Raw genomic sequence first — 1,025 nt, 5'->3', positions numbered from 1 at the left:
GTGTTGCGACGACCGGTTGAATCCGCCTTGCGACCCGTGATCGCTGTGATGAATGAGCCCGGGCGGTGGCTGGCGATCGTGTAACGCCTGGTTCAGCGCATCCAGCACGAAGTCAGTCCTCATCGATGCCGACACGCGCCAACCGACGATACGGCGCGCAAACACATCGGTCACGAAGGCCACATAGACGAAGCCCGACCATGTCCAGCAATAGGTAAAATCCGCGACCCACAGCGCGTTCGGCCGCTCGGCACGGAACTGACGTTTGACCCGGTCCATCGGGCACGGCACCGCATCGTCGCGCTGCGTCGTCTTGATCCGGCGCCCACGCCGTACACCTTCGAGGCCCATCACCTTCATCAGGCGCGCAACCGTGCAGCGCGCGATCTTCACGCCATCGCGCAATAACTGGCGCCAGACCTTGCGCACACCATACACGCCAAAGTTCTCCTCCCAGACCGCCCGGATGAGAGCCTTCAGTTCAATATCGCGACGCGCTCGTGCTGGCCATTGCTCCGGATCGCTGCGCCGCCCGGCGTGCCGGTAATACGTCGACGGCGCGATCGGCAGCAGGCGGCAGATCGGCTCGATACCGTAGACGTCGCGATGCTCGTCGATGAACGCGATCATGGCTTCGATCGGCGGTCGAGCTCCGCCTGCGCGAAATATGCGGAGGCCTTGCGCAGGATCTCGTTGGCCGTGCGCAGCTCACGGTTCTCGCGCTCCAGTTCCTTCAGACGCGCCAAATCCGAAGTTGTCGCGCCCGTTCGTTGGCCACGGTCGCGCTCTGCCTGAATGATCCAGTTGCGAAGCGTCTCGCGCGACATCCCCATCTTCGAGGCGATTGAGCGGATCGCCGCCCCCTGCGTTTGGTACTCGTGTTGGTGCTCAAACACCATTCGCACCGCTCGCTCCCGCACCTCATCCGAATATCGCGTGCCGGTGGGCTTCCTTGTCTTGCCTTCGCTTTCCATGCTTCAAATCTCCCGTTACAGCCAAGATCCGAAGTCTCCTACATTTCCGGG

The 1,025-nt window shown here is 62.4% G+C and carries 1 pseudogene and 1 other annotated feature; the pseudogene reads right to left on the bottom strand.

Features of this window, described 5'->3' with window-relative positions:
* Positions 1 to 974 (bottom strand): annotated as a pseudogene (locus NCT04_RS34225) (IS3 family transposase); the annotation flags it as partial.
* Positions 556 to 672 (bottom strand) — a sequence feature (AL1L pseudoknot). Its footprint overlaps the pseudogene before it by 117 nt.
* Positions 975 to 1,025: the final 51 nt, after the last annotated feature.

The organism is Caballeronia sp. GAFFF2, assembly GCF_023631485.1.
GTDB lineage: Bacteria > Pseudomonadota > Gammaproteobacteria > Burkholderiales > Burkholderiaceae > Caballeronia.
This window is presented reverse-complemented; position numbering and strand designations above follow the sequence as displayed.